Annotated in this window: 14 protein-coding genes and 3 pseudogenes; 6 read left to right on the forward strand and 11 right to left on the reverse strand. The window is 69.4% G+C overall.

Translation table 11 applies throughout. The features are described 5' to 3' along the window. Nucleotides 1–33: 33 nt before the first annotated feature. Nucleotides 34–867: a hypothetical protein gene (locus ACF07B_RS37135; RefSeq protein ID WP_392182160.1), complete on the reverse strand. Its 834-nt coding sequence runs from the start codon at nucleotides 865–867 to the stop codon at nucleotides 34–36. 604 nt (nucleotides 868–1,471) lie between these two features. Here ACF07B_RS37135 and ACF07B_RS37140 point away from each other — a divergent pair. Further along, a complete protein-coding gene (locus tag ACF07B_RS37140) occupies nucleotides 1,472–3,202 on the forward strand; it encodes a ricin-type beta-trefoil lectin domain protein (protein ID WP_392182161.1) in 1,731 nt (576 codons plus the stop codon). A gap of 320 nt (nucleotides 3,203–3,522) precedes the next feature. Here the strand turns inward: ACF07B_RS37140 and ACF07B_RS37145 are convergent, their stop codons facing one another. Further along, complete coding sequence (locus ACF07B_RS37145; protein ID WP_392182162.1) at nucleotides 3,523–5,337, reverse strand: cellulase family glycosylhydrolase; 1,815 nt, start codon at nucleotides 5,335–5,337, stop codon at nucleotides 3,523–3,525. Between the two features lie 749 nt (nucleotides 5,338–6,086). On the opposite strand from ACF07B_RS37145, the gene ACF07B_RS37150 reads away from it, so the two are divergent. Then, entirely contained in the window at nucleotides 6,087–8,219 is a 2,133-nt protein-coding gene (locus ACF07B_RS37150) for a glycoside hydrolase family 6 protein (RefSeq protein WP_392182163.1), read from the forward strand. A 137-nt stretch (nucleotides 8,220–8,356) separates the two neighbouring features. On the opposite strand, the pseudogene ACF07B_RS37155 reads toward ACF07B_RS37150, so the two are convergent. Both ACF07B_RS37155 and ACF07B_RS37160 read right to left on the reverse strand, forming a co-directional pair. Beyond that, nucleotides 8,357–8,743, reverse strand: a pseudogene (locus tag ACF07B_RS37155) (GNAT family N-acetyltransferase); the annotation flags it as partial. Between the two features lie 940 nt (nucleotides 8,744–9,683). Further along, nucleotides 9,684–10,796: a catalase family protein gene (locus tag ACF07B_RS37160; RefSeq protein ID WP_392182164.1), complete on the reverse strand. Its 1,113-nt coding sequence runs from the start codon at nucleotides 10,794–10,796 to the stop codon at nucleotides 9,684–9,686. A 200-nt stretch (nucleotides 10,797–10,996) separates the two neighbouring features. Here ACF07B_RS37160 and ACF07B_RS37165 point away from each other — a divergent pair. The 3 genes and pseudogenes from ACF07B_RS37165 to ACF07B_RS37175 all read left to right on the forward strand — a co-directional run. Next, nucleotides 10,997–11,216: pseudogene (locus tag ACF07B_RS37165) on the forward strand (IS701 family transposase); the annotation flags it as partial. A gap of 1,757 nt (nucleotides 11,217–12,973) precedes the next feature. Continuing rightward, nucleotides 12,974–13,243 (forward strand): hypothetical protein, encoded by a 270-nt coding sequence (locus ACF07B_RS37170; RefSeq protein WP_392182165.1) that lies wholly within the window; start codon nucleotides 12,974–12,976, stop codon nucleotides 13,241–13,243. A 148-nt stretch (nucleotides 13,244–13,391) separates the two neighbouring features. Next, nucleotides 13,392–13,964, forward strand: a complete 573-nt coding sequence (locus ACF07B_RS37175; RefSeq protein ID WP_392182180.1) for a hypothetical protein — start codon at nucleotides 13,392–13,394, stop codon at nucleotides 13,962–13,964. A 96-nt stretch (nucleotides 13,965–14,060) separates the two neighbouring features. Here ACF07B_RS37175 and ACF07B_RS37180 read toward each other — a convergent pair. The 4 genes and pseudogenes from ACF07B_RS37180 to ACF07B_RS37195 form a co-directional block, all read right to left on the reverse strand. Further along, a pseudogene (locus ACF07B_RS37180) lies at nucleotides 14,061–14,234 on the reverse strand (acyl-CoA dehydrogenase); the annotation flags it as partial. A 128-nt stretch (nucleotides 14,235–14,362) separates the two neighbouring features. Beyond that, complete coding sequence (locus ACF07B_RS37185; RefSeq protein ID WP_392182166.1) at nucleotides 14,363–15,130, reverse strand: thioesterase II family protein; 768 nt, start codon at nucleotides 15,128–15,130, stop codon at nucleotides 14,363–14,365. Between the two features lie 100 nt (nucleotides 15,131–15,230). After that, entirely contained in the window at nucleotides 15,231–16,841 is a 1,611-nt protein-coding gene (locus ACF07B_RS37190) for a GMC oxidoreductase (protein WP_392182179.1), read from the reverse strand. 506 nt (nucleotides 16,842–17,347) lie between these two features. Continuing rightward, entirely contained in the window at nucleotides 17,348–17,926 is a 579-nt protein-coding gene (locus ACF07B_RS37195; protein ID WP_369481859.1) for a LuxR C-terminal-related transcriptional regulator, read from the reverse strand. 470 nt (nucleotides 17,927–18,396) lie between these two features. On the opposite strand from ACF07B_RS37195, the gene ACF07B_RS37200 reads away from it, so the two are divergent. Beyond that, nucleotides 18,397–21,921 (forward strand): BTAD domain-containing putative transcriptional regulator, encoded by a 3,525-nt coding sequence (locus ACF07B_RS37200; protein WP_392182167.1) that lies wholly within the window; start codon nucleotides 18,397–18,399, stop codon nucleotides 21,919–21,921. 156 nt (nucleotides 21,922–22,077) lie between these two features. On the opposite strand, the gene ACF07B_RS37205 is transcribed toward ACF07B_RS37200, so the two are convergent. The 3 genes from ACF07B_RS37205 to ACF07B_RS37215 form a co-directional block, all read right to left on the reverse strand. Then, nucleotides 22,078–22,272, reverse strand: a complete 195-nt coding sequence (locus ACF07B_RS37205; RefSeq protein WP_069925204.1) for a ferredoxin — start codon at nucleotides 22,270–22,272, stop codon at nucleotides 22,078–22,080. A 44-nt stretch (nucleotides 22,273–22,316) separates the two neighbouring features. Next, complete coding sequence (locus ACF07B_RS37210; protein WP_392182168.1) at nucleotides 22,317–23,531, reverse strand: cytochrome P450; 1,215 nt, start codon at nucleotides 23,529–23,531, stop codon at nucleotides 22,317–22,319. Nucleotides 23,532–24,009: 478 nt separating this feature from the next. Next, entirely contained in the window at nucleotides 24,010–25,209 is a 1,200-nt protein-coding gene (locus ACF07B_RS37215; RefSeq protein ID WP_392182169.1) for a cytochrome P450, read from the reverse strand. Nucleotides 25,210–25,226 lie beyond the last annotated feature (17 nt).

Genomic DNA, 25,226 nt, shown 5'->3' on the forward strand with positions numbered 1-25,226 from the left:
AACCCAACCCGGCGAACGTACGCGGTGACCGCACTAGCCGAGCTTTCGCAGCACCTCGGCGATGGTGGTCCGGTACGTCCGCAGCGCCCGCAGGCCGGCGGCGTAGCGGTCGCGGTGGCGGGTGATGTCCACGGCCTGCTCCCGCGCCCGTACGGTGTGCCAGAGCTCGGCCGTGTGGTGGCGGCGCTTGCAGGTGACGTCCGCGACGGCGGTGGACCGCTCCCGCCGCGTATGCCGGGTGTTGCCGTCAGCGTTCCGCCGCCAGGCGGTGTCCCTGTACGCCGCGACGGGGTCTCGATAGCGCGGGAATCCTTGGTCGGCCACACAGCGGGACCAGGCATCCCAAGCCGCGCGGAGACGCGGATCGCGCTTGACCGCCTTGTCGACCTCGATCGCCCGTGTGCTCGCGTAGAGCCAGTCCCGCTTGAGGTCGATGCCGCGCATCAGCCGCCGGTTCGCGTCGAGGTTGCAGGCGGGGAGGTCCGCATACTCGGCGTTGGTCATCCGGCGGCCCATCGGCCGCCGGGACAGGGTCTTCGCCGGGTCCCAGCCGTAACCCCACCGGCGGGCGGCGGCCAGATCCAGGGCGCCGTAGTCGGTGCTGACCGCGGTGACGACTATGGGGTCGCTGGGGTAGCGGGGGTCGAGCGGGAAGTCCGGGTGGCCACGCTCCGCCATGCACTGCCGGACCAGCAACGCCGATGCCCGCTGCGAACGTTGATAGTCCTGAGGCGTGTAGTCGTAGCGGTCGGCAGGCAGGGGGCCGAGGTCCGACGCCGTACGGATGACCTTCGGCCCTCCTGGACCGGAGACACAGACCGCCGCCAGCACCACGACGGCACCCAGCCGCCACCCCCGCCTCATCATGCGAAGAGATGTTAGCGAGCGGTGTGCCACGGTCTGCCGTGGCCCCCCGCCAACTCAGCTACGTACGAAGGGACTTCAAGCGCCAGGACAGCTCGTTCAGGCGGCACCCGTCGAGCGGCTCCCCAGACCGACGTACCGCGATCCTGGGATCCGGACGGCGATGCCCGGCCCATTTCCGCGACTTCGAGCGAACGCGGCACCCAACTGCCAAGCCGCACACAGCATCAGGCGATCAGAGAGCAGCTCAAGGGCGCATGAACCGCCCCCTCAGGACAGAGCCACAGAGATCGATCCCTCCAGAAACGAGGTCCGTCGCACAGCCTTGACGGCATTGGTCCGGTCCAATAGCGTCGCCCCCGCACAGAACTCCACACGGCTCAACACCCGCCAGCCGTCACCTGCGCTGATGGTGTGTCCGCCGGCCAGGGACGGGAGCCCGGCCGCCCGCTGGGACTGCCTGTCCACGGCAGCCAAGGTGCCGGTCCTCGCCTGTTCGTCGTCCTCCGGATCCTCACGTGCGCGTGCCCTGCGCGCCGTTGGTGGAGATCACCGGGGCGGCGTGGCGGACAGACACGATCGCGCCTTTTCCTCGGAGGTCCGACCCATGCAATTATCCTCTGCGAGACCACGGCGCCGTGGATGGAAGCGAGCGCTGACCCTGATTCCCGTCGTCGTGGTGACGGTGGCGGCCACCGTCACCGGGACGCTGAACGCCGAAGCGGCCGTGCCTCCGACGCCGTCGGGTTTCACGCTCACGTGGAGCGACGACTTCAACGGTGCGTCCGGGACCGGCATCGACCAGAGTCTGTGGAAGTACGACACCGGGCCGGGCAGCAACTTCGGCACCGGCGAGATCGAGACCATGACCAACAGCACCTCGAACGTCTACTACGACGGTCAGGGTCATCTGGTGCTCCAAGCGCTGCATTCCGGTTCCGACCCGCGAGGCGGATGGACCTCCGGGCGCGTGGAGACCCAGTCGGCGTCCTTCGGCGCCCCGGCCGGCGGAGTCGTGCGTATCGAGTCCGTCCTCCAGCAGCCCAACGTCAGCACCGCCAACGGCGCCGGCTACTGGCCGGCGTTCTGGATGCTCGGCGCGCCGCTGCGTGATGGGGTGACCTGGCCGAAGTCCGGCGAGATCGACATCATGGAGGACATCAACGGCCGCAGCTCCGTCTTCAGCACCCTGCACTGCGGCGTGAATCCGGGCGGTCCGTGCAACGAGTCGACCGGCATCGGTTCGGGTGAACGCGCCTGTGGCGGCTGCCAGACCGGCTTCCACGACTACGCGGCGGAGATCGACCGTTCGGTGTCACCGGAGCAGATCAGGTTCTACCTCGACGGGAACAACTTCTTCACCGTCAACGCCAACCAGGTGGACGCGACGACCTGGGCCGACGCGGTCGACCACCCCTTCTTCATCATCTACGACCTGGCGATCGGCGGAGGCTTCCCTGACGCCTTCGGCGGGGGCCCGGACGCGTCGACGGTCTCCGGCGGCAAGCTGGTCGTCGACTCCGTGGCCGTCTACAACAAGGGGCCTGGCTCCGGGGGTGGCGGCGGCGGTTCGTCGACCGGCCAGACGATCACCGGACCGGGCGGCAAGTGTGTCGATGTGGCGGGTGACGACACCGGCGGCGACGGTACCGCGGTGCAGCTGTGGGACTGCCAGTCGGCGGCCAAGGACCAGCACTGGACCTGGAGCGGCCAGACTCTCCAGACCCTCGGCAAGTGCCTGGACATCGCCGGTGGCACCAGCGCGGCGGGGACGAAGTTGCAGCTCGCCACGTGCAACAGCGGCGGCTACCAGGCATGGGTGCGGCAGACCGACGGCTCGCTGAGGAACCCGGCCAGCGGCCGGTGCGTCGACTCGCCGTCGGGCGCCACCGCGAACGGCACACGCCTCCAGATCTGGGACTGCAACAGCTCCGGCGCCCAGAACTTCGCCATCGGTACCCCGATCTACGGACCGGGCGGCAAGTGCGTGGACGTGGCGGGTGACGACATCGGCGGCGACGGCACCGCGGTCCAGCTGTGGGACTGCCAGCAGGCGACCTCCCTCGACCAGAAGTGGACCTGGAACGGTCAGACCCTGCGCACGCTGGGCAAGTGCCTGGACATCGCGGGCGGTGTCAACGCGGCAGGCACAAAGCTCCAGTTGGCCGGCTGCAACGGCGGTGCCTACCAGAACTGGGTCACCAACGCCGATGGCTCGATGTCCAACCCGGCCACCGGCCGGTGCATCGACTCACCGTCCGGCGCCACCGCGAACGGCACACGCCTCCAGATCTGGGACTGCAACAGCTCCGGCGCCCAGAAGTTCGCCCTGGCATGAGAGGGAGGGGGCTCACCGCCGCCGGCGGAAGCCCCCTCTTGCCCCGTCCAGGACAGAACCTCGCGCCGGCACGGGATTCGCATCGCGGGCCCGTCCGGGGTTGACCCACCCCGCATTCCGACGGGTCGTTCGATGGTGTGGAGGGCTGGGTTCCCTCTCCGTGCGGCGGATGCGAGACGGTACGGCCCGTCCCGAAGACGGGAAGGACGCCGTGTCCGGCTTCGTCCGCGTGCCGCCGCACGGAGAGGCTCACCATGTCGTCTGCCGCACCGTGCGGCAGCGGTCGCGGTACGGCCGAGACAGGCGCCCGGGCAGTCTCGCTATCCGGCTCGGCAGCTCAGGACCGGCGTACCGGCGCCTCCTGGTGCCGCGCCGAACCCGAAGGCGGTGGAGGCACCGGCCGCGATGGCGCCGTTGTGGTCGGCGTTGTTCGCGGTCACCGTCTTGCCCACCTGACTGTAGGAGGCGTTCCACATCGCGGAGATGGTCTGGCTGCCCGGCCACTCCCACGTGACCTGCCACGACCTGGTCGTCGAGGTGCCCGTGTTGGTGACCGTGACGTCGGCGTTGAAGCCACCGCCCCAGTCGCTGCTCACCTTGTAGGTGGCGGTGCATCCGCTGGAGCCGCCCCCGGTGCCGGTGGTCGTCGCGCTGACCGACGCGGAGGCCGCGGAGGTGTTGCCGGCCGCGTCGCGAGCCCGCACGGTGTAGTCGTAGCGGGTCCCCGCGGTGAGGCCCGTGTCGGTGAAGGAGGTGCCGGTGGCCTCACCCGCCTTGGCGGTACCACGGTAGACGTCGTAACCGGCCACCCCGGTGTCGTCCGTGGAGGCTTTCCACGACAGGGACACACTCGACGCGGTGCTACCGGTCACGGCCAGTCCCGTCGGCGTCGAGGGCGCGGTCGAGTCTCCGCCCGTCCCGCCTCCGGTGAAGCCCGGGGCCTTGACGGATGCCAGGTAGCCGTCCTTCACGGTGTCCACGGTCTGCCAGTCGTCCTTGAGGATGCCTCCCGTGTCGCCGGAGTTCGGATTCCACGACCAGAAGGTCCAGTTGAAGCTGTCGGCCCCGTATGTGCTGGTGGGACGCAGGTAGTCGACGAGCGCCGCCAGCCACTTCTGGTCGACCGTCGACTGAAGGGTGGTGCCGAACTCGCCGAGCCAGACGGGGGCGATGTTCTGTTTGAAGATGTAGCCCCAGTACTTGTCCCAGACGGCCGGCATGTTCGCCGGGAACGACGGGTCGCTGAACCACGGTTGCTGCGCGACGCTGGTGGCGTAGTCGTGGGCCGAGTAGACCAGGCGGTTGGCGACACTCAGCCGCACCGGCGCGGCGGCGACCCCGGCGAGATTGCCGCCCCACCAGGTGCTCTGACCGTTCACCGTCTGGACGCCCTCGACGAAGATCAGCAGGCTGGGGTTGACGGACAGGACCGCGTTGCCGGCCCGCTCCGCCGCGAGCCGCCAGTCGGTACTCGTGTCCCCGCATCCCCAACAGGCGGGATCGTGCGGCTCGTTGTGCAGGTCGATACCGATCACGGCGGCGTTGCCCTGGTACCGCGTCGCCAGGGCCTTGAGGTCGGCGATCCAGGTCGCCTCGGGTACGGCGGAGGTGTACCAGAGCGCCGACTGGGCCGAGGAGTCGGGCCGGTGACGGTCGAGTACGACCTTGAGGCCGATCGAGCCCGCGTAGCCGACGATCTTGTCCATCACCTGGAGCGAGTTGAGGCCTTGCAGGTCGGAGTTCAGACCGTTGGCGTAGGTGATGCCGTTGGGCTGGGTGCCCTTGAAGATGTCGTCGCTGTAGGGCAGACGGATGGTGTTGTAGCCCAGGGTCTTCATCTGGTCGATCATCGACTTGTAGTCACGCGACCAGAGGCCGTGCGCAACGTAGTTGGACGTCTCGAACCCGAACCAGTTGATGCCCGCCATGCGCACCGGCTGGTTCTGCGCGTCAAGGATCCGGCGGCCCTCCGTGTGCCAGTATCCGGCGCCCGACGCGGCTGCCGCGGGCGCCGGGGACGAGGCGGCGACCGCCTGCGCGGGCACCGCCACCGCGAGCGGGACGAGGGCCGCGAGGGCCGCGGTGAGGAGCGCGACCAGGGTGCGCCGGACGCGAAGTGAGGGTGGGTGACGCATGGTGGGGGGGGTCCTCTCCGGGTGGGAGCGCTCCCATTCTTGGGCGCGCGTTTCCGGGCGGGCAGGCGGATGGGCATCCGGCATGACGGCTCCCGCGGACCGGCAGGAGTGTCCCGCTCCCGACGGCCGGCTCATCGAAGCCGGACTGCGCACATGGAAGCCACTAAGCGTGTTCGCGTCAATACCTCACGCGGTGATTGCCCCTCCGCGGGACCGTCGACCGTGAGAACGCCGCGTTCGGGCCACGCCCGCGCCGCCGCGGCCACGGAGGCGCCCCCGCCTTCCGGATTCTCCGCGGGAAGCTCCCCGTATCCCCCACGCCCTCACGCCCGCCGGGACCCGGCCCGCGACCGCGCGGCCCGCGAGCGAGCACGCCACGGGCTCAATGAGTGACGGAGCGTCAGCAACCCATCTTTTGCACGAGTGTTGACATCCGAAGGTCGAACGTCGCACCTTGGGAGCGCTCCCACCCGCAGTCCCTGTCCCCGCCGTCACATCCGTGACCGGGCACCGTCCACGCGCGCCGCCAAGATGTCGGGCGCCCGTCCGGACGACGCCGTGGCGCGCTCGTGTCCGGCGGCCCTCCAGCTCCAGCTTGCGCAACGCACGCGATCGCACCTTCGTCATGCCCGCACGCAACGCCCGTCCGGCGGAGCTCCGTCCGGTGTGCCCGAGCCGCGGCACACCGGGGCGCCGCCGGCGACCCCGCACGCCGACCGTACCCGCATGCACTCCCCAGGAGATGGCTGATGCCTTCCCGTAGACCCGACTCCACCGTGCGCCGAAGCGGACCGAAGCGGACCGCCGCTCTGGCCGTTGGCGCCCTCCTCGGAGCCCTGTCTGTCACCGCCCTTCCGACCACCGCGAACGCGGCCGCCAAACTCGACAATCCCTACGTCGGCGCGAAGGCCTACGTGAATCCCGACTGGTCGGCCAAGGCGGCGGCCGAGCCGGGCGGTTCGGCCATCTCCGACCAGCCGACGTTCGTCTGGCTGGACCGGATGGCCGCGATCCAGGGCACCGCCGACGCCCGTGGCCTCAAGGCGCACCTCGACGCGGCCAAGGCGCAGGGCGCCAACCTCGTCCAGTTGGTCATCTACGACCTGCCGGGCCGGGACTGCGCGGCACTCGCCTCCAACGGCGAACTCGGTCCCGACGACCTGGCCACCTACCAGAGCGACTACATCGACCCGATCGCGGCGATCCTCGCCGACCCGGCCTACGCGAGCCTGCGGATCGTCAACCTCATCGAGCCCGACTCGCTGCCCAACCTCGTGACCAACGCGGGCGGCACGGCCGGTTCCACGACCCAGTGCGCCACCATGAAGGCGAACGGCAACTACGAGAAGGGCGTCGGTTACGCCCTCCACAAGCTCGGCGCTCTGCCCAACGCCTACAACTACATCGACGCCGGCCACCACGGCTGGCTCGGCTGGGACAGCAACCTCACGCCGTCGGCCCAGGAGTTCAAGAAGGCCGCCACCACCAACGGCGCCACCGTGAACGATGTGACGGGCTTCATCGTCAACACCGCCAACTACTCCGCCACCAAAGAGCCGTACGTCAAGGTGACGGACACGGTGAACGGGCAGACGGTGCGCCAGTCGAAGTGGATCGACTGGAACCAGTACGACGACGAGAGCTCGTACGCACAGGGTCTGCGCACCGCGCTCGTCGCGCAGGGCTTCGACGCCGGCATCGGCATGCTCATCGACACCTCGCGCAACGGCTGGGGCGGTTCGGCCCGGCCGACCGGTCCCGGCCCGACGACCAGTGTCGACGCCTACGTGGACGGCGGTCGCATCGACCGGCGCATCCACGCCGGAAACTGGTGCAACCAGAGCGGGGCCGGCCTGGGTGAGCGCCCGGCGACCGCACCCGACACCGGGATCGACGCCTACGTGTGGGCCAAGCCGCCGGGCGAGTCCGACGGGGCCAGCCAGGCCGTCGACAACGACGAGGGCAAGGGCTTCGACCGGATGTGCGACCCCACGTACACCGGGAACGGGCGCAACGGGAACAACCTCACCGGAGCGCTGGCCAACTCCCCGCTCGCCGGGCACTGGTTCTCCGCCCAGTTCCGTCAGCTGCTCGCCAACGCCAACCCGCCCCTGAGCGGATCGGGTGGCGGCGGCGGTGACACGCAGGCCCCGACCGTTCCCGGCGGTCTCGCGGTCAGCTCCACGACGAGCAACAGCGCCACCCTGAGCTGGAGCGCGTCCACGGACAACACCGCGGTCACCGGATACGACGTCTATCGCGACGGCACGAAGGTGGGCAGCGCCACCACGACGTCCTACACCGACAGCGGGCTCGCCGCCTCCACCACCTACACGTACACCGTCAAGGCCAAGGACGCGGCCGGCAACGTCTCGGCCTCGTCCACGGCGGTGTCCGCCACCACCAAGGCCTCGGGCGGAGGCGGAGGCACGTCGGGCCTCAAGGCGCAGTACAAGAACAACGACTCCTCCACCAGTGACAACGGGATCAGGCCCGGCCTCAAGCTCGTCAACGGCGGTTCCGGCGCCGTCGATCTGTCCAAGGTGACCATCCGCTACTGGTTCACCGGGGAGTCCTCCTCCGCCGGCTACCAGACCTTCTGCGACTGGGCGCAGCTCGGCTGCTCCACGGTGAAGACTTCGGTGAGCGCCGTCTCCCCGAGCCGCACGGGCGCGGACCACTACCTGGAGGTGGGCTTCACCTCCGGTTCGCTGGCCGTCGGAGCCGACAGCGGTGATCTCCAGTTGCGCCTGGCCAAGTCGGACTGGTCGGCCTTCGACGAGTCGAACGACTACAGCCGCGGCGCCGGCACCTCCTACGCCGACGCGGCGAAGGTGACCGTGTACGTGTCGGGCACCCTCGTCTGGGGCACCGAGCCGTAAAGCGCGCCGAACGGAAAGGGGGCCGGGGCGGTGACGCTCCGGCCCTTGGCCCGTATCGCCGCCCCGCGAGAGGAGATCATCCGGCTGCGCGGGGCGAAGGTCGTTCGGGGAGAGATCCGGAGGCGCGGCGAAGGGGGTCAGTCCCAGACCAGGTTGAGGGAGCGTTCGAAGTCGACGTATCCGGCACGGGCGAAGGCTCGTGCCATGGGGACGTTGCCGAGGTCCGTGGACGCCCTGATCCGGTCGACGCCCTCCGCGGCCAGGATGAGGGTGCCCTCGGCGAGGATCTCGTCGATGTAGCCGTTGCCGCGGTGGGCGGGCAGGACGCCGATGTACGCGATGATCGGGTGGTAGCTGTTGCGGGCCGGGATCACGAAGCCCACCGGGCCGCCGCCGTCGGGCAGTTCAGCGATGCGCCACCATGCGCGCGGGCTCTCGAACCTGGCGAACTCTCCGTCGTAGTGCCGTTCCGCCGCCTCGCGCGAGCTCAGTCCGGATGCCAGGTCCGCCTGGCCGTGGGCGTCGAACTTCGAGCCCCCGCACCCCGCTTCCGTGAGTCGGCATGGTGGCCGCGCGCATAGCCAACCCTCGAACTATGTTGCCCCACCACATGTGCCCCTGACATGCCTCTTCCTACCGTGTGCCGACACGTACCCGCCCCCACCGCACACGAGGAAGTGGCGCACATGGCCTCCGGAACCACCACTCCCCCACCCCCCGCCAGTCTCAAGCGCATCGTCGCCGCCAGTCTCATCGGCACCACCATCGAGTGGTACGACAACTCATCCGATCGGAGCTAGGACCTGCGGTTTTACCTCATGGGTGGCCTTGAAGTCAGCGCGCACCCAGCACCGGAGCTCAACCGTGCTGGTGGGGGCGGCGGAGGGAGACCGGGTCGTACACGGCGTACAGGCGGGTGGCGCCGACGAGCTGCTCGCCCACAGACACCGTCGGTCGGCCCGAGCATCCACGGGGTTGAGACGGCAGCGCCCTCCAGCGCGGTCAGAATCCGCGCCTCGCGGGCCACGTCGTGCGCCGACGCCAGCAGGCGACCCAGCAGTGGGCACCGCAGCACCCGCCTGCGGCCTTCCTGGTCCCTTACCAGTTGGGTCAGATTCGACTGGCCGGGCCCGATCCGGTCGAAGACAGGCGGCCCTGCGAAGTCGACGCCCAGGATCTTGAAGTCGCAGGTGCTTGCAGATGACGTGCGTGGATATGGATGGGGACCTTGCTGACGTCAGCTTGTGGGCGAGTGAACTGGATGCTGGGCACGAGCGGTTCGTGCACGGGTTCAACCGGTCCGAGCCACGGGAGTCGCCGCCGGCCTCCGGGGCACCACACACCTGCTGGCCATCCGATCCGCCGGCCACCACCTGGCTGCCGCGCCCCTGGGTGTCCAGCGGGCCGGTGGACGGCGGTGCCGTGCCCACATAACCTGCGCGACAGCGGGCGCGACCGAGGCAGTCAGCCCAGCAGCTCAGCGCTTCCGGCCGGCTCGCGCCGCTCTTGCCCGTTGATGCGGTGCCGTTCGATGGACGAGCGCCGGTACACCTCCTGCCGCACCCGCTGAATCTCGCCGATGGGCCGGTGGTCCTCACGTGAACGCCACGGCGTGATCGACGTGACGTCGGCGGCCGCCAGGTTGTCGTCCCCGCCGATAGCCTGGCGCGGGAGATCCACCCGGGCGACCGTCACCCAGGGGGACAGGTCCTCGGGCCACTTGACGGACGTGTTGTCCACCTGCATACGGGCCAGATCGGTGTTGAGCTGGACCTGGAGCTCGAAGGAGTGGTCTCGCTCCGCGGCCTCGGCCACCAGGGTGCGGCGGAATGCCTCATTGTCCGCGCGCACGTCCACGATCTGCTGCGTGATGGAGGCCAGGGACGCGGCGGTCGGCACGGTACGGAGCTTGGCGATGTGTTCGCCGTAACGGAAGGCGCCCATGCTGTTGTAGGTATACGACAGCAGGTTCCTGCGCGGGACACCGGTGAACGACAGCATGGCGAGCAGTTCGTCCCACAGCCAGCTGTCGGGATCGGTGAGCGTCAGCCGGCGGGTCAGGAACTCCGCCATCCAGGTCTTGCGGCGGGCTGGGTCCACGAGAGCCTCGGGCAATTCGGCGAACAAATCCTCGATCACCATGTAGTCGTAGGCCGTGTTCGCGAAGAAGACATCGTTGTTGATCAGGTTGAGGTCGAAGGTGCCGCTGTCTCGTTCGTCGTCCAGCAGCGAGGGGCCGGCAACTCCGAACAGCTTGATGCCCATTCCGCAAGCCGCGCCCAGCTGGTGGTCGGGGCGGTCGTGGCCCAAGCCGTTCGAGTAGCGGACGACGGCATCGTACGCGGTCGGCCGTGCGAAGATTCCCTGCCGGTAGAAGCCTGGATTGTCACCAACCGTGACCGTGGCCTTGAGGAGGCCGTAGGTCTTGCCGTGGGCCGTGCGGACAGCGCGGCCGACGGTCTCGCGCTCGACCGAGGCGCGAGTACGACGCGCCACCTGGGCGATGACTGCTTCCATCTCCTCCTGGTAGGACGGGCGTTCGATGGGCCGGTAGTCCTCGTAGCGAACAGGATTCATTGTGCCGCCTCCCTCTCGTGGGGTACTGCGCACAGACGCTAGTACGCAATTTAATTGTGCACAACATAACTGTGGGCGATCGCACGTTCCCAGCACCGAATCGTCGGTGCCGGCTACTCGTCGGTGCCCAGTGCGTGGGATGCGGCTCAGAGGGACGACGGACAGAAATGAACGGCTCCCACAAGCAGTCCCGTCACTACCTGGTCTGTCCAGCCAAGGTCCGCCGGCGCGTCGAGCACGACTACCGCGAACTCAACACGGCCTGGGCCCGGACCACTTCGAAAGCCGATCCTGGCCGGCCGGCACCACCACGTCACCCTCGTGACCGCCGCCCACGTCTTCCTCACCGAACAGCGCCTCGCCCCAAAAGCACCCGGACCGGTCTCACCCTCTACCAAGTCCTCGACACGCTCCAGGACGTTCCGAGGTGCTGAACCGGCGTCTGCACCACCTGCCACCAAGCCGCCCTGCCAACCTGGTGTGCCGCGCGCTGGGCGACCGCCGCAACCCCATGACCACTGGAAGCGCGAGACCCACCTCAGTCCACCAGCCGCACGTCGTTGACGGCAGACGGGTGCGTGGTTGTGGCCTCTGTTGGCGCCGGCGAGCCCGCCGCCGATCAGACGGATGCCGTGCTCGGACCAGCTGGAGGTTTCTGTGCTGGGGAGCCCTGCCCATGTTTCAGCCACCGGCTTCCCCTTTGCTGCTCGGTGAGCCACTAACTGGTAGAAGAGGCGCTGATGCTGACGGAAGGACTGACGGAAGAACTGGCGGAGGAACTGGCGGAGGGCCTCGCGGAAGGGGTTGCCGACTGCGAGGGCGAGCTGGGGCGGCGGCCGCTGGAGGCTCGGGGGGTCGGCTTCGCCTTCACCGGTGGCGATGCACTGGTGGTGGCGGGAGGCCGAGAGACCGGTGACGTGCTGCGAGTCGCCGTTGGCAGAGGACGCCAGATCCCGTCACCGTTTCGGTCATGGACGCCCTTTCGGGCCGGGTGCGTGGTCACACGCTCCGGTGAAGCCTGTGAATCGGGAACGCGGACCCCGGGCTCTTCGGGGGACGGCTGTTCCGGGATCGAGGCTGCTCGTGGGGCCGTCGACTGGGGAAACACCGATGCGGTGGCCAGGCCTCCGAGCAGGGTGAAGGCGGCTGCGGCAAGAGACCGGACGGCATACTTCTTCAGCCGCGCCGGACGGTCGTACCGGTCAGCCGACAGGTCTTGCAGGGCAGTCGGTGACCCGGGAAGGGGCGACCCGGAGGACCTCGGTCCCCGACTCGAGCGGACCTCCGGCATCGCGGCCTCGACGGCCGGAGCACCGCCTCTCTGATCGCTCAGCTGTGCCATGCCGGGGTCGTATGCCCCACACTCTGGGCAGGTAACGGCGCCGTTGAGCGTGCGGCTGCACGGGATGCAGTAGTCCATGAAGCGACCGTCCTCAGTCCTTGAGTTGACGGGAGCAAAGGTGCACCCAACCCGGGCAGCAGTCAGCGGTGGGGAGACGCCGCTTGGTTTGTTTGGGACCGATCTTTGACATGTACAAACCTCACTTACCGGTCTAGAGGTGGGTCACCGGTTACTGGGTTCAACGGGGCGCCTCGAATGAGTGCTCACCCGCAGGCTGAAAAGTGGGGTATGTAACTCTGCTGGAAGGGACGTTGATGACCGGGACGGCGCGGCAGCCTCGGCGTACGAGCCGAACGGTTGCGGCTCGATCCGGGCCGAGTGCGGCTCACTTCTCACGGCTCGACGTCCCCTGGGCGCAATTTCTTCGCTCCTGCGATGTCCTAGGGCAAGGTGGTCAGGCCGAGGAGAGTCCCACCGGCAGCAGCACCCGCACTGCGACCACAGCCGGTCGTCTCGGCGGCCGCCGAGTCTGCTCCCACCTTCGAGACCTGCCAGACCGCGGGAGGCCAACCAGAATTGAGCCTTACCGGCATGGAGGTGAGGCGCGGCAGACTGCAGGGGAGGACAGCCCGAAGCGTCAATCGTTCGGTGGGTCAGACCCCCGAGCGATGCCGCAACCAAGCCTCACAGTCGTTCGTACAGTGGCGCGCTCCACCTGGACGCCAGGAACCACGCCCGCTCCACGGTGTGTGGGTCGACGGCAGACGGGATGGGAGCCTATCGGCGCCCGCCTCGGGCTGAGGACCATGCGGATGAGGACGCGTTCTCGGAGTCCATGAGTGGCTGGAACACCGAGCATTGGGACTTCAACGAGCGGAAGACAACGGGGTCTTTCGTCGCGAAGGAGCACGGTTGCGGATTCGCCACGCTTTTGGTGATCACGGGCCCGTTCGCCGGGACGCTTTGGTGGGACGGACGGGCGACAAGCGACCTGATCATCCCGCTGTCCCTCGACCATACTGGCGGCGCCCGGCCTGTGACCTTCGGCGAATGGCTCGGTCGTGACTCCTGGGACCTGCTTCCGCCCGGCTGGGGACGAGCCTGACGTCATCGGGACGGCAGGGGAAGATGAGCCGTGATCCGAGGAAGCGGCTTAGCTTTTCGCCGGCTTCTCACCGAGGTTCTTGGGTCGCTTGTCCGGCCGGTAGCTGGGTCCGTTCATCGCGCGCTCGCGTCGCTGGTTCCGGTCTTGCGTGAAACAGGGGGAGTACTGCGTGTTTGTGGTGAGGACGTCCGGCCGAAGCGCGGCAGTCGACGACGACCGCCCTGAGTTCAAACTCCTGGGGAGGAGACAGTTCAGCGGGCTGGACCTCGCACGCCCGGCCACCACGGGCGTCCGATCCCGCGCGCTCCTGGAACTGCAACAGAACTATGGCCGTCTGCAGTTCAGGGCTCTGGTGGGTGGCGAGTTCGTGCCGGGAGAGGGCGACCGGATTGCCTGGCGGGTCAGGTGCTGGGAGACGGCCCGGCCTACTCCACAGCAGGGGCTGCTGCCCGGTGCACTGCTGCCGGGTCTGCCCGCAAGGCTGGATGACGCTGCGGCGATGGGCCTGTGGGCAGACCTCAACGCCGGTGCCCTACCAGCCGGCCACCTGGTGATCGACCGGGCGGGCTTCAACCAGGAGTCCTCCCCCGCGTTGTTCACAACGGCCGTCAAACTCCTGGTACACGTCCTGCTGGCGGGCGTCTTCGGATCGCCCGCGGAGCCGGTCATCAGATCCTGGGTGGCCACTGGCCGAATTCCGGATGTCACTGCCCGGAGTTGATGTCGAATCGCAGGCATGGAGAGTCCTGGCCAGTGCGAAGAACTCAGCACTGTTCGCATCGAGGGACTGTGGGGTCGGAGTCCGTGTTCCAGGACCAAGCGCCTTCTCGCCCTCCGTACTCACCTTCATCTTCGTCGTAGGGCTGAAGAGCGGGTAGCGGCGGTCGTCGGGCCCGGCGGAGCGGAAGCAGTCGACAGCGCGGTCGCTGAACGACTTCATGCCGACGAGCCTGACGTACGCGTCGGTCAGCTCGCGCCGCACGTGCGGGAAGAGCGGGTGACGGAGCGCTCCGTCGGGGGCCCTGCAGGACGACCTGCTGCCGGCAGGCCATGGCAACGTGCTGCAGCAGGATCGTCGCGCCGTGCGGAGGTCTCACGGCGCGACGGGCAGGCCGGTCCTCATGCCCGGTCGGACGCCTCCAGCTGGGTGGTCATGAGGCGGACGATCTCCGTCTGGTGCTGGGCCAGGAAGAAGTGACCGCCGGGGAAGACCTTCAGCATGAAGGGGCCGTCGGTGTGCCCGGACCAGGCGGCGGCCTCCTCCACGGTGACCTTCGGGTCGTCGTCGCCGACGAGGCAGGTCACGGGGCAGCGCAGGGGCGGCCCGGGTTCCCAGACGTAGGTCTCGGCTGCGCGGTAGTCCGCCCGGATGGCCGGGAGGATCATGCGCAGGACTTCCTCGTCGCCCAGCAGCTGGGGGTTGGTGCCGCTGAGGCCGCGCATCTCGGCGACGAGGCCGTCGTCGTCGCGCAGGTGGAGTGCCTCGTCACGGTGCGTGGACGGGGCGCGGCGGCCGGAGGCGATGAGGGCGGCGGGCATGACGCCCCGCTCCTGCTCCAGCCGTCGGGCGATCTCGTAGGCGAGGGAGGCGCCCATGCTGTGGCCGAACAGGGCGATGGGCCGGTCGGTCCAGGGCAGGAGGGCCTCGTAGACCTTGTCGGCGAGCGCCGGTACGGAGTCCAGGAGAGGTTCGGTGCGGCGGTCCTGGCGGCCGGGGTACTGCACGCACAGCACGTCGACGCTGTCGGGCATGGACCGGGACACGGGGAAGTAGAAGCTGGCGGAGCCGCCCGCGTGGGGCAGGCAGACCAGCCGGACGCGGCTGTCGGGGCGCGGGTGGAACCTGCGGATCCAGAGGCTGTTGTTCTCGGTGAGCGGGGAGTTCACGGAGTCGTTCCTTTTCGGTTTCGGTTCGACCGCCTGCCGTGGCGGGGCGTTCGCCGGGAGGAGAAGGGGTGGGGCTCGGTCGGGCCGCGCGTACCGCTGGTCAGGAATCCGTGACGTCCTGCTTGATGATGCGCTCGACGTTCCGCTCCGCCAGTGCCGTGATGGTCACGAACGGGTTGACGCCGATACTGCCGGGGACGAGTGAGCCGTCGGTCACGTAGAGGTTCTTGTATCCGGCGACGCGGCCGTAGTTGTCGGTGGCCTTGCCGAGGACGCAGCCGCCGAGCGGGTGGTAGCAGAAGTCGTCGGCGAAGGCTTTGATCTGCTTGCCGAAGAGGTCGTACCGATAGACGGTGGTGTTGGCCTTGTTGATGCGGTCGAACAGCGATTTCGCGGCCGCGACCGCGGGTGCGTTCTGGTCCCGGGTCCAGCGCAGGTCCGCCCGGTCCTTGGCGGCGTCGTAGACGAAGGTGCCGCGCTCCGGGTTCTTGGTGATGGCCAGATAGAGGCTGGCCCAGGTCTCGACTCCCGCCGGCAGGGGGGCGATCTCGGCGAAGACGGGGGTGTCCGGGTTGTCCCAGTCGTCGATGCCGAGGGCGGGGATCGACGACTGCTTGGTGCCCGTGGGGTTCCACACGTGGTTGGCGCGGGCGGTCATGATGTTGCCGTTGGGGCCCCAGCCTCCGCCGATCTCAGGGCTGAGGTTCGGGAGAGTGCCGGTCTCCCGGGCACGCAGCAGCAACTCGGTCGAGCCGAGGCTGCCTGCGCCGAGGAAGAGGTGGCGGCAGGAGATCTCCTTCGTCGCGAGCAGCTTGCCGTCGGCGTCCCTCTGCTCGACGGTCAGCGCATATGTGCCGTCGTTCTGCTGACGGATCGTCCTGACCTCGTGCAAGGTCTCGATGGTGACATTGCCGGTGCCCAGGGCGGCCGCCAGGTAGCTCTTGTCGAGTGAGACCTTGCCGTGGTTGTTGCCGTAGATCACCTCGGCGGCCAGCGCGGACTTGGGCACCGCACCGTCCGCCTCACGGCGCATGTAGTCCCAGTCGTAGACGTTGGGCACGAAGGTGGTGCTCAGGCCCGCGTTCGAGGCCTGCCGGCGCGAGACACGCGCGAACGAGTACCAGTCGGTCCGCTCGAACCAGCTCTTGTCGATGTTGTTGACCCGGAGGGTGGAGTTCGCGCGGGGGAAGTACTTGGTGTACATCTCCTCGGCGTCGACCTGGGGCAGCACCTCCTCGAAGTACGAGCGCCGGGGCGTGACCGCCATGCCGCCGTTGACGAGCGAACCGCCACCGACCCCGCGTCCCACGTATACGGACATCTGGTCGAAGTTGACCCGGTCCAGTACGCCCGCGTAGGGCTCGATGTCCCGGTTGGCGAGGTCGAGCCACAGGAAGGAGCCGAGCGGCGCCTCGGTGCGGGTCTTGAACCAGCTGGAGCGCTTGTCGGGCTTGAGCATTCCGGAGAACACGCTGCCGTCCGGACCGGGCTGGTTCCACAGTCGGCCCATCTCCAGCATCAGGGTGGGAACCCCTGCCTCGCCGAGGCGCAGGGCGGAGACGGCCGCGCCGTAACCGGTGCCGACCACGACGGCAGGGACGAACGTGCCGCCGGAACCACTGGTTGCGGTGGCAGCGGCCGCCCGGGGGGCGGCGGTGATCGTGGTCTGCCCCCCGAGTGCGGCGGCACCCAGGACCGCCAGGCCGAGCATGCGGCGGCGGGACAGAGGCTGGTGGGCAATCACGCTGTGGCTCCTGAACTTGGGGGGAAAGGTGAATCGGAACGCCGACCGGAGTGGCGGTCCGGGGCGGAACGGACCGAGTGGAGATCGCGCAAAGGCCGTCGGCGACGTCCGGATCGGACGCGGGCCGACCCGGTGAAGGCCAGGCACGGCTCTTCGGTTGCCCGGGGCGCGGAAGAGGGCGTCACGGTACGGCCCGCTCCCGGGCGCGGGCAGAGTTCACGCATGTCTTCAGGCGTCCGCCGGACCGGGCGGCAGAGGGCAGGACGCGGCCGGTTCGGGCCGTCCGGCGGCCCGGAGCCTGTGGTGGGCGCCGGTGAGGTGCTCGTCCACCGCGCGTGCACGCACGCGAGCCGCTCCCCCAGGTGCTTGCCGGATACCGGGTGAACGGCGAGTCCGGCGACCCTGTGTCCGGCCCGGGCGAACGCCGCGCCGGCCACCCGCGCGCGGGCGCCCGGCGCGGGCCCCGTGCCCGCTCACTTCACGAAGTCGTCCACGACCTGGGGCGGCCAGGTGCCGACCTTGAGTACGCCCAGTGAGTAGGCACGGGAGACCAGCGCGGCGCGGTTGGGCACCTTCAGCTTCCGCAGCAGGCAGGTCACGTGGTACTCGACGCCCTGCCGGCTGAGGTAGAGGCTTGCCGCCAAGGGGATGGTGGAGACGCCGGCGGCGACGCCTTCGAGGATGCGCGCGTCCATCGAGGAGAGGATCTTCTTGCGTCGGGGCATCACAGGTGTCTGCTCGGCGTCCCCGGCCGTGGGCATCATGACCAGGATCGCGGTCGTGTCGGGCAGGACGCCGCGTACCGCGACCGCGGTGAGGGGAACGGTGAAGGCGGACTCCGCGCCGGGCCCCACGGCGATGACGGGCGTGACGAATCGCTGGTGTTTCCCTTCGAGTAAATTCAATAATTGACGCATCAACGGTTGCTGCACGCTCGGGTGCACGACGTCACGGAAATTGCGACCGCATATGTCCTCGGACGATCCGTTGAACTGACTGAAGAACTCCTGGTTCGCCTGCTGGATGGTCAAGGTTTTATCGAGACTCGCCATGCACAGGCCCGGAGTTGCAGGTGCTGGACTCAGCAAGAGAGACCTCCCAGAAACTTGGGCGAAATGAACTCGGACGCCGGCGAACGGCCGTGAGGCTGTCGGCAGGGGCGTCATCGGCCCTGGGACCAGCGGTAACTCCAGATGCGAACATCGTGCGTCACGGCCCTTGCAGGGTTCTGGTCGAGCCGCTGGCGGTACCTTGCCGCCGCCCGCCGTCGTTTCCAGGCCCCCTTGTCGAAATCCTTGCCGGACACCTGACGCTTTCTTGCCAATCGCCGGATCTCCGGCTTGGAGGGCGTCGTTCGCCATGTCAGGATCCACAGAAGAAGGTGTGAGAACAGCCAGCTCGAACTGTCCGTCAGCCATATCCGCAAGCATGATGAGGACCGTTCATGCCTTTCCCTCCGCCCGCAGACGTGTCACCCGGGACGACCGGCCGGGCTGAGCTCCTCCTGAGCGTTCTGGGGCCCATGTCGGCGCGACACGACGGGCATGACCTGCCGCTCGGCCCGCCACGTCGGCGAACCCTGCTCGCCCTGCTGCTCATACGCCTCGGCCGGGTGGTGCCCACCGAGCTGCTCGTCGAGGAACTGTGGGGTGAGCAGGCGCCCCGACACGCCGTCGCCACACTCCAGAGTCACGTCTCCCATCTGCGACGGTCCCTGCGCACAAAGACGGGAACAGGCCAAACTTCGGTGCTGCGTCATCGGACACCGGGCTATGTCCTCGATCTCGACCCCGAACAGGTCGACGCCTGCCGCTTCGAGCGTCTGGTCACCGACGGACGGCGGCTGCTGGAGCAGCGCGATCCGCGCGCCGCGCATGCACGGCTCACCGAGGCCCTGGGGCTGTGGCGCGGCTCGCCGTACGCGGAGTTCGACGGCCATCCGCCGCTCAGCGACGAGTGCACCCGACTCGAACAGATCCGGCTCACCGCCGTCGAGTCCCGCGCCGAGGCACGGCTGGCTCTCGGCGCGGCCGAGGAGGTGGCCGCCGATCTGGACGGGGAGGCGCGCCGTCATCCCACGCGGGAGCGGCTGGTCGGCCACCTCATGACGGCACTGTCCCGGCTCGGGCGGCAGGCCGAGGCGCTCGAGGTGTACGAGCGGACGCGCAGGCATCTGGTCGATGAGTTCGGCGTGGACACCGCGGCCGAACTGCGCCGGGTCAGAGGTGCGATCCTGCGCCAGGAGCCGGGAGCGAGCGCCCCCTCGAAGAAGCTGTCTCCCCCACTGCTCGAGTCCACCGGAGCGTCGTGTGTCCCGCCGGTGACGAACGAGATCGGTGACGTCGGAGTACACGACTCCGAGGGCTTGCAGAGCTTCGGGGCCTCCTGGAACGGCGGGACGGCCGTCACGGTCCGGGGGTACGGCCCGGTGGTGGCATCCGGCGGCGCCGACGGGACGGACGAGTCCGGCACGGCCGTCGAACGCGAGGGGATCGCGGGGACCGACGCGCGCCCGAGGGCGCGAACCGACGTGCCGCCGGGCCCGCGGGCGGATGCCGCCGGCACGCGGACCGGGTCGTCCCGGTCGCGGCCCGTACCCGGACCGGAACACGAGCCGGCTGCCGCCCCGGAAGCCGGGGAATCCCCGGAGTTCGAGTCGGGGTGGGCGCCTGCCCCCTCGCCGTTCACCGGCCGTGGCCAGGAGCTCGACCGCCTGACGACCGCGGCCGCGAGCGCGGTCGTGGGCCATGGCCATGTGGCCGGTGTCCTCGGCCCCCCGGGAGTCGGAAAGACCCGCCTGCTGCTCGAACTCGCGGCGCGTCTGGAGAGCATGGACGCGCACGAGAACGGCTCCAGGCTGGAGGTGTTCTGGAGCCACTGCTTCCCCGGCGAGGGCGTGCCCGCCTACTGGCTGTGGACGCAGATCCTGCGGCGGCTGTCCGCGACCCGGCCGGATGCCTTTCGCGAGGCGACGGAACCGTTCGGCGCCCTGCTCGCCCCACTGATGCCCGAACGGTCGGCGGCCCGTGCCGGAGGCCCGGGACGGGCCTCCGACTGGTGCCAGGCCCGCTTCCTCACCCATGACGCGGTCTGCGAGGTGCTGCTCGCCCTCGCCGGGCAACGCCCGCTCGTCCTGCTCCTCGAAGATCTGCAATGGGCGGACACCGCCTCCCTCGACCTGCTCAGGCTGCTGAGCACCCGCTGCCAGGGCCATCCGATCAGCATCGTGCTCACGGCGCGGGCGTTCGAGGCCGAGTCGGACGCGACGCTGCGCCGGATGGTCTCCGAGGTGCTACGCGGCCCCAGGACCGAGACGCTGCGGCTCGGCGGGCTTTCCCCGCAGGCCGTCGGTGCCCTCGTCGAGGCACACGCAGGACCTGGTGTGGACCCGAAGGTCGTCGAGGTGCTGCACCGGCGCAGCGAAGGCAACCCGTACTCGGTGATCCAGCTTCTCTCTCTCGTGGACGACGCGCGTAAGCTGCGTCGCCCGGATGCGGCCGACACGCTCCTGGCTCACATTCCCACCGGAGTACGCGAGGCACTGCACCAGCGGTTCGCCGCGCTGCCCGAGCCGGTCCTGCGGGTGCTTCACCTGTGCGCCGTCATCGGCGCCGAGGTGGACACCGACCTGTTGCACCGGACCGCCACGCACGACGAACCGGTCGTCGCGGGTCTTGAGTCGGCCATCCGTGCCGGCCTGCTCGGGGAGGACCCGCACCATCCGGGACGGCTGCACTTCGCTCACGCCCTGGTCCAGGAGACGCTCGTCGACGAGCTCCCCCGTGAGGACCGCCACCGTCTGCACGCCAGGGTCGCCGACGCGCTGTGCGCACGCAGGCGCGGGCAGGTGGGGGACGAGGAGATCGAGCGGGTGGCGCATCACAGCTGGCACGCCAAGAGTGCGCTGCCCGCCGCCGAGGTGCTGCCTCGGCTGCTGCTCGCCGCGGAACACGCCGAGCAGTCCATGGCGTACGAGCAGGTGGAGATCTGGCTGCGCCGCGCCGTGCACCTGGTCGGCTTCCTGCCGCAGGACGATCCCGCCACAGGGAGGTTGGAACAGGACCTGCACATCCAACTCGGCCAGGTACTCGCCACCACTCGCGGCTACGGCCACCCCGAGGCCGAGACGGCGCTGACGCGCGGTCGCGCCCTCAGCACGGCAGCTCACGCCCCCGAGGACCCGTCGGTGCTCTGGGCGCTGTGCACGGCGTACATGGTCACCGGCCGCTACGACGCCTCTCGGCAGTTCTCCGGCCTGCTGCGGAAGATCTCGCGGCAGACCTGGGAGCCCGTGGCGGCGCTCGGTGCGGCGTACGGGGAAGGCATCGTGCTGCATGTGCGCGGGATGCTCCCGCAGGCACTCGCCGAACTGGAGCGCGGCGTCGGCATAGCGGATCGTTTCGCCAACGAGAATCACGCGCTGGCGCGAACCTTCCAGCACGACCCACGCGTCTCCTGCCGCTCCTACGACACCTTCACCCATTGGCTCCTTGGACACCGGCGGACCGCCGGCGCGCGCCGACGTGAGCTGTTGAGCCTCACCGAGTACGAAAGCAGGCCGTCCGACCGCTCCTTCGCGCTGTACGTGGACGGGGTCGTGGCGGCTTGGGAGGGTGACACCCTCACCGCACTCGCCTCTAGCGACGAGGGCATCCGCGTCGCGGGCGAACACGGACTGCTCTACTGGAAGGCGATGCTGGGCGTCGTCAAAGGGTGGGGCCTGGCGCACACAGGACATCACGACGACGGCCTCGACCTCATCCACACCTCACTGGCTGAATTGGGCCAGTCCAGGACGTGCTTACGCCACCCGCTCCACCTGGGCCTGTTGGGCCAGGCGCAACATCACGGCGGGCGGATCGAGGAGGCGAGGACCACCTTCCGGAAGCTCCTGGCCGCCGTCGAACAACGCCGCGAGCGCGTGTACCTCCACCCGGCACTGCCCGCGACCCCGCTGCTCCACGAACTGCTGAGCCACGGTGCCGACGACGCGCTCACGGGGCGGGGCCCGGGACGGGTCGGGCCCGGCTCCGGCCGACGAGCGTGATGGATCCATGCTCTGCCTCGCCGGTCGACTCATCCAGTTCCATGTCCCCGTGACGCGCCGCTGCGGGATTCAACAAGCGGTGGCCCTGACCGCCCGGCTCCCGGAGAGCCACCACTCGCACGGTTGCGGACCCCCGGGCCTCACGGCCGACGCGGCTCAGTCCTCGTGGATCGCGATCGCCTGTACCGGACAGGCCATGGGGACGTCGCGCACGCGCGGGTCCGCCGCCGCGTCCTCATGTCCCGGGACCAGGGCGACCAGCGCGTCGTCGTCCTGGGTGAAGACGCCGGGTGCGGTCATGACGCACTGGCCGGAGCCGATGCACCGGTCGCGGTCGACGGTGATGCGCATGGTGTGGCCGGTCTCGCTTCCTTCCGTTCCTTCCGCCCGGCCCCTCACCAGGTGACCGGGAGCTCGATCGGGCCCTGGGCGTCGTGGCCGGCCTTGATGGGCACCTCGTCCAGGGGTACGGCCAGCCGCAGGCCCGGGATGCGGGCGAAGAGCGCGCCGAGGGCGATCTCGAGTTCGGCGCGGGCGAGGTTCTGCCCCAGGCACTGATGGATGCCGTGGCCGAAGCCGACGTGGTGGCGTGCGGTGCGCCGGGCGTCGAAGACGTCGGGGTCCTCGTACGCCTTCGCGTCGCGGTTCATCAGTGTGATGGAGACCAGCACCGCGTCCCCGGCCCTGACGGTCTCGCCGCCGACATCGATGTCTTCCTTGGCCATCCGGACCAAGTAGTCGGAGACGGAGGTGAACCGCAGCAGCTCCTCGACCACTCCCGGGAGCGCACCGGGATCCCTCAGCAGCACGTCGGTCTGCTCGGGGTGCTGGATGAGCGTGAGGGCACCGAGGGCGATCGCGTTGACGGTGGTCTCGTGGCCGGCCACCAGCAGGACCAGCGCGATCATGACCACCTCGTCGTGGTCCAGCCCGCCCTCCTCCAACTGGCGTGCGATCAGCTCGTCCAGCAGACCGTCCTCGGGCTCGGCCTGCTTCTTCCCGACCAGGCCGTGCAGATACGTGTAGAGCTCGCCGAAGGCCGCGTCGGCCTCCGCCGACGTCGCGGCGCCCACGAAGTCGCGGGAGCACTCCTCGAAGAAGTCATGGTCGCCGTACGGGACGCCGAGGAGCTCGCAGATCGCCATGGAGGGCACCGGCAGGGCGAAGGCCGACACCAGGTCCACGACCGGCCCCTCCGCCAGCATGTCGTCCAGAAGCCGGTCGACGAGGCTCTGAAGCCTGGGACGGATGGCGTTCATGCGCTTGACGCCGAAGCTGGGGATCAACATGCGCCGCTGACGGGCGTGCAGGGGGTCGTCGACGCCGATCAGCGGGAAGGCGAGCCCGTCCCGGCCCTCGGTGCGCCGGACGACGACGGGGAAGGCCGGGTGACCCCAGTCGGAGGACAGCCGGGGATCGACGAGCAGCGCCCGTCCCTCCGCATGCCCGGTGATCAGCCACGCCGGTCGGCCGTCGAACAGCGTGACCTGCGTCAGCGGGCTCTCGCCCCGCCATTCCGCGTAGGCCTTCGGCGGCTGGTACGGGCAGGTCCGGTCCTGAGGGAAGGACGGAGTCCGCGACCCGGTGAGGCGCATTTCGGTCTCGGTCATGTCGTGCCTTTCGAACAATCGGCAGTGCGGTCGTTCATCGGTGAGTGATGGGCTACGGGAAACAGGTTTCAGTCCGTCGGCAAGGCCGTACGCAGCCCTGTCTGCACCCGGCCGTCCGGCCCCGGACCCTTCGTCGGGCAAGTGACCGGCTCCGTGCTCGGTGACGGCCGCCTCGGTGAACGGGACTGCGCGCCGGGCCGCCCGGGACGCGACCGCCACTGCGTCGCGCTGTGGCGTGCGGCAAGCGGCTTCGGGGACGGTCGGCGCGAGGACCGCGGCAGCGGCGGGAGAGTCCCGGCGGCACGAAGACCGGCACGCGGGCAATCCAGGTCCGACGGTCATGTACTTGAAGCAGGGCAACCAGTGGTGCGCACGGCCGCCTTGGCCGCCCCCGGCGCGAGGCGGCGGCGGAAGGCGTGATCAGCGCACGCGGTCCGCGGGCGCTGATCACCTCTGGGAGTGAGCGGTGGTGCGGAGGTCACCAGGTGACGGGCAGCTCGTGCACGCCGTAGAAGACCATGTCGGTACGGAAGCGGAGTTCCTCGACGGGCTTGGCCAGGCGCAGGGTCGGGAAACGGCGGAGCAGGGTCTCGAAGACGATCTGCAGCTCGATCCGGGCGAGTTGCTGGCCGATGCACTGGTGTGCGCCGAAGCCGAAGGCCAGATGCGGGGCGGGGCGGCGGGTGATGTCGAACCGCTCCGGCTCCTCCACGAAGGCGGGGTCGAAGTCGGCGGCGAGGACGTGCGCGACGACCTGCTCGCCCTCGGCGATGCGCACGCCACCGAGTTCGACGTCCCGGGTGGCGACGCGTTCGCCGCCGAACTGGCCGATGGTGAGGTAGCGCAGCAGCTCCTCGACCGCGTTGGCGACCAGCGAGGGGTCCTCGCGAAGCAGGGCCAGCTGGTCGGGGCGGTCGAACAACAGCGCCGCGCCGAGGCCGATCATGCAGGCGGTGGTGTCATGGGCCGCTATCAGCAGGGTGCCGGCCGCGTTCATGAGGAACATGTCGTCGACGACGCCGTCGGGGTCCTCTGTGGTGATCAGCGCCGAGATCAGGTCGTCCCCGGGGTCGGCCCGGCGCTCCTGGACGAGCTGGTAGAGCAGCCCGCCCAGGCGCATGCCGGCGGCCTCGGTGGCGGCGGCGTCCTGGTCGACCCGCATCATCGCCTCGGCGATGTCCTGGAACTCCGCCCGGCGCTCGACCGGGACACCGAACAGGTCGGAGATCACCATGGACGGCACCGGGTTGGCGAAGGTCTTCACCAGGTCGACCGGGCCGCCGTGCGCCTCGATGGCATCGAGGTGCTCGTCGACGATGCGCTGGATGTTCGGCCGGAGCGCCTGCATGCGCCGGACGGTGAACTCCTTGGCGAGCAGCTTGCGGTCCGAGGTGTGCTCCGGCTCGTCCTGCCACAGCAGGCTGCCGCGGCCGGGCTTCTGCGTGACGACGCCGTCCTGGGTGTGCAGTGCGTGGGGCACCTGGACGCTGAACGAGGGGGCGCGCAGCAGGGCGCGCACCTCCTCGTAACCGGTCACCAGCCACGCCTCCTGGCCGCTGGTGAAGGTGGCCCGGGTCACCGGGGCGGCCGCCCGGATGTCGGCGATGCCGTCCGGCGGCAGGAACGGACAGCTGCGGGCCTTGGGGACGGCGGGAACGTCGACGGTGGGCTCGGGCATGACTCTCCTAGCGCTTG

It is taken from the genome of Streptomyces sp. NPDC015532 (assembly GCF_043078065.1).
GTDB lineage: Bacteria > Actinomycetota > Actinomycetes > Streptomycetales > Streptomycetaceae > Streptomyces.

Coding starts and splice junctions, on each gene's coding strand:
- ACF07B_RS37190 (WP_392182179.1), bottom strand. CDS start 16,841: ATGCTCGGCCTGGCGGTCCTGGGTGCCGCCGCACTCGGGGGGCAGACC.
- ACF07B_RS37210 (WP_392182168.1), bottom strand. CDS start 23,531: ATGACCGAGACCGAAATGCGCCTCACCGGGTCGCGGACTCCGTCCTTC.
- ACF07B_RS37170 (WP_392182165.1), top strand. CDS start 12,974: ATGAGTGGCTGGAACACCGAGCATTGGGACTTCAACGAGCGGAAGACA.
- ACF07B_RS37215 (WP_392182169.1), bottom strand. CDS start 25,209: ATGCCCGAGCCCACCGTCGACGTTCCCGCCGTCCCCAAGGCCCGCAGC.
- ACF07B_RS37150 (WP_392182163.1), top strand. CDS start 6,087: ATGCCTTCCCGTAGACCCGACTCCACCGTGCGCCGAAGCGGACCGAAG.
- ACF07B_RS37140 (WP_392182161.1), top strand. CDS start 1,472: ATGCAATTATCCTCTGCGAGACCACGGCGCCGTGGATGGAAGCGAGCG.
- ACF07B_RS37160 (WP_392182164.1), bottom strand. CDS start 10,796: ATGAATCCTGTTCGCTACGAGGACTACCGGCCCATCGAACGCCCGTCC.
- ACF07B_RS37200 (WP_392182167.1), top strand. CDS start 18,397: ATGTCGGCGCGACACGACGGGCATGACCTGCCGCTCGGCCCGCCACGT.
- ACF07B_RS37205 (WP_069925204.1), bottom strand. CDS start 22,272: ATGCGCATCACCGTCGACCGCGACCGGTGCATCGGCTCCGGCCAGTGC.
- ACF07B_RS37135 (WP_392182160.1), bottom strand. CDS start 867: ATGATGAGGCGGGGGTGGCGGCTGGGTGCCGTCGTGGTGCTGGCGGCG.
- ACF07B_RS37145 (WP_392182162.1), bottom strand. CDS start 5,337: ATGCGTCACCCACCCTCACTTCGCGTCCGGCGCACCCTGGTCGCGCTC.
- ACF07B_RS37195 (WP_369481859.1), bottom strand. CDS start 17,926: ATGGCGAGTCTCGATAAAACCTTGACCATCCAGCAGGCGAACCAGGAG.